Raw genomic sequence first — 3,194 nt, forward strand, 5'->3', positions numbered from 1 at the left:
ACGGCCGGCCACCGTGGCGAGCACGGCTGCGGCCGCCGCCGCGATGACCCCGAGGATCCCGGGTACAGGCATGCGCCGGTCAGCGACGCGGTGCAGGTTGCCCATGACCGCCGTGAGGGTGCTGTCGTCGACGTGCGCGAGGGCGGACCGCTGGACGAGCGCGCAGAAGGCATCGGTGCCGTAGACGATTCCGGTGCTCAGGACGGCCAGCAGGGCGGCGAGTTGCGAGACCAGTGTCATGCCTGGGCCTCGGGACCGCCGAGCGGGGGCAGGGCGCCGATCTGCTGGAACATCTGCATCAGGTTCAGCTGGTCCCAGTGCTCGACGAACAGGCCGTCGCGCACCCGCCAGATGTCGATGCTGCGCATCTCGACGGGCTTGCCGCCGGCCGGGATGCCCAGCAGGTCCCCGGTGTGGGTGCCGCGGTAGACGAAGCGGCCGACGACGCGGTCACCGGAGACGATCAGGTCCTCCATGGTGACCTTCACGTCGGGCAGGCCGGTGAAGAACGCGGACCAGAACTGGCGGTTGGCCTCGCGTCCGTCGGCGACGAAGTCGTTGTGGTTGAGGTAGTCCTCGGCGATGAACCTGTCCACCAGGTCCGGGTTGTGGGTGTTGGTCATCTCGACGAAGAGATCGGCGAGCTGGTGTCCGGGTGTGGTCATGTCAGGCTCCGCATCGTGGTTAGCACTGCTAGCGCTAGCGACGCTAATCCGCAATTCCGCTCGCGTCAATAGCGGCGCTAGCGAAGCTGTCGGTGCTACAGTCAGGCATGGCTATCGAGGACCGCCGGCAGCGCGAGCGCGACGCCCGCCGCCGGCTGATCACGGCGACGGCGCGCACCCTGGCCGAGACCGAGGGCTGGGAGGCGGTCACCACGCGCCGGCTGTCCACCGAGATCGAATACAGCCAGCCCGTGCTCTACAAGCATTTCGGCTCGATGGAGGACATCGTCGAAGCCGTCGCGGTCGAGGGCTTCGAGGAGCTCGCCGAGACACTGCGCGCCGCCCGCGGCGACAGCCGGGCATCCGGCGACGAGCTCGGCCGGGTCGCCGCCGCCTACAGCGACTTCGCCACGAAGAATCCCGCGCTGTTCGACGCGATGTTCATCCGGTCCACCCGGCTGCACTTCGCCGCCGAGGACACTCCGGTGCCGCTGAAGGAGGCCTTCGCCGAGCTGCGCGCGGCGGTCGCCGCGATCGCCGGCGGGCGCGACGTCGACACCCTCACCGAGGTCGTCTGGTCGGCGCTGCACGGACTGGTGGTGCTCGGCCGCAACGGCCGGCTACGCCCGGGCCATGACACCGCCCGCATCGAGCTCCTGGTCACGCAGCTGCGCGCCGCGTCGTCCTAGGGCCGGCCCTTCAGGCACACGAACGGGCCACGGACGCCCGCGTTGAAGCGTTCGGCCGCGGCCAGGGCCTTCTTCACCCGGCGGCGCGGGCCCAGCGCGGTGCCCGCCGTGGCGTAGAGCGCGCCCAGGGCGATCTGGTCACCGCAGCCGACCGCGGCGAAACCGTCGGCCGCCTTCGCCACCTGGTAATCGTCGTGGACGGCGAAGAGCTGCCCGCGTACGCCGACCAGGAAGGTGCCGCCCTCCTCGCGGTCGTTCTCCTTGGCCGCCCAGCCGCCCGCCTTGAGGCAGTCGCGCACCGCGTCGATGAACGTCGTCGCCATGAACCGGTCCAGGTCGCCGGTGGGCTTGGGCAGGGTCAGCGAATACCGGATCAGCTGACCCATCCGGAACGAGGTGGTGAAGCCGAACAGGTAGCGGTTCTTGCGGAACACCTTCGCGTCGGCGCGCACGGTCAGGCTCAGGCCCGACACCCCCGCACTGTCCCCGCCGATGTAGACCGAACCCGACTGCGTCAACCCGGCGATGGCCGTCATGGGTACACCGTCGCACAGCCGGCCCGCGCCGTCGATCGGCCGACGGGTGCCGCACCGAACGGGGAGTCCTCGGCACCGTCGCACGCACAGTGCGAGATCGCCCTGGTCAGCGGGCTTGCATGGACGCACCGAGCGAGATCACACCCGGAAGGGGTGGAACGTATGAACGCAGTCCTGCGGCATCACGCGAGGAGGGCCGCCGTCGTCGGATCCGTCCTGGCGGTCATCGGCGGTGGTCTCCCCGGTGCCCGTCCGGCGGCGGCCGTTGCCGACCCGCCGGGCACGGTCCTGTCCACGGCGGCGGCCACTCTGCCACCGGAGCTGACCGCCCTGGCCACCGGCAAGCGCGTCTCGTACGTCAGCACGAGCGTCACCGGCGCGAGCATCACCACCACCGGGCTCGTGCTCAGCCCCAAGCGCAAGAAGGCCCACAAGACCGTGGTCTGGGGGCACGGCACCACCGGGCTGGCCGACCAGTGCGCGCCCTCCGAGAATCAGGGAGTCTTCTGGCCGGAGGCCCGGGCCGCCGTGGCCGAGCTGCTCACCCGGGGCTGGACCGTCACGGCCCCCGACTATCCGGGCCTGGGTACGCCGCAGGCACACCCGTACCTGATCGGTGGCAGCGCGGCCCGCTCGATGATCGACAGCGTCAAGGCCGCCCGTCACCTGGACACCAACCTCGGCCCCGAGTACGTCCTCGACGGCCACTCCCAGGGCGGCCAGGGCGCACTGTTCGCCGGCGAACTGGCACCGGGCTACGACGGCGACCTCACGCTGCGCGGCGTCGCGGCCATCGCCCCGGTCTCCAACGTCGACGTGCTGGCCCCGCTGATCCCCGGCACACCCGGGCAGGGCTACCTGGTGATGGCCCTGTACGGCCTGGCCGCGGTCCAGCCGTCGTTCGACCCGCTCACCGTGCTGGCCCCGCTCGCCCGGCAACGCGTGTCCGTGCTCCAATCCGGCTGCCTGTACGAGATCCTGGCCCAGTACCAGTCGCTGAAGGCCGGTCAGCTGCTCCTGGGCGGTGCCCTGCCGCCGGCGGTGGTGGACCAGCTGGCCCACTACGACAACCCGGCCCAGGCGGCGCCGAGCGCGCCGATCCTGCTCGTGCAGGGCTCGGCCGACGAGGCAGTGCCGGCCTTCATCACCGACGCGCTGGAGGACCAGCTGGACGACTACCCGCAGCCGGTCCAACTCGTCACGCTCGCGAACGAGAACCACGACGGCGCGGTGTTCGCCTCGACGACCCTCGTCGCGGACTGGATCGCCGCCCGCTTCGCCGCCTGACATCCACGGACCGGGAG

At 71.1% G+C, this 3,194-nt stretch carries 4 protein-coding genes and 1 pseudogene; 2 read left to right on the forward strand and 3 right to left on the reverse strand.

Annotated elements, in window-relative coordinates:
- Positions 1–240, reverse strand: a pseudogene (locus AB0C29_RS40470) (DUF1772 domain-containing protein); the annotation flags it as partial.
- Positions 237–665 carry an ester cyclase gene (locus AB0C29_RS40475; protein ID WP_360832249.1) on the reverse strand — a complete coding sequence of 143 codons (429 nt, stop codon included), beginning with the start codon at positions 663–665 and terminating at the stop codon, positions 237–239. The gene AB0C29_RS40475 and the pseudogene AB0C29_RS40470, both read right to left, overlap by 4 nt.
- Positions 666–772: 107 nt before the next feature.
- Here AB0C29_RS40475 and AB0C29_RS40480 point away from each other — a divergent pair, with 107 nt between their 5' ends.
- Positions 773–1,354 (forward strand): TetR/AcrR family transcriptional regulator, encoded by a 582-nt coding sequence (locus AB0C29_RS40480; protein ID WP_360832252.1) that lies wholly within the window; start codon positions 773–775, stop codon positions 1,352–1,354.
- Here the strand turns inward: AB0C29_RS40480 and AB0C29_RS40485 are convergent.
- Entirely contained in the window at positions 1,351–1,890 is a 540-nt protein-coding gene (locus tag AB0C29_RS40485) for a hypothetical protein (protein ID WP_360832255.1), read from the reverse strand. The genes AB0C29_RS40480 and AB0C29_RS40485 overlap by 4 nt on opposite strands.
- Positions 1,891–2,052: 162 nt before the next feature.
- Here AB0C29_RS40485 and AB0C29_RS40490 point away from each other — a divergent pair, with 162 nt between their 5' ends.
- Positions 2,053–3,177, forward strand: coding sequence for an alpha/beta fold hydrolase (locus AB0C29_RS40490; protein ID WP_360832258.1), 1,125 nt, complete (start codon positions 2,053–2,055; stop codon positions 3,175–3,177).
- Positions 3,178–3,194: the final 17 nt, after the last annotated feature.

Origin of the sequence: Actinoplanes sp. NPDC048791, from assembly GCF_040650095.1 — a bacterium.
Classification (GTDB): domain Bacteria; phylum Actinomycetota; class Actinomycetes; order Mycobacteriales; family Micromonosporaceae; genus Actinoplanes.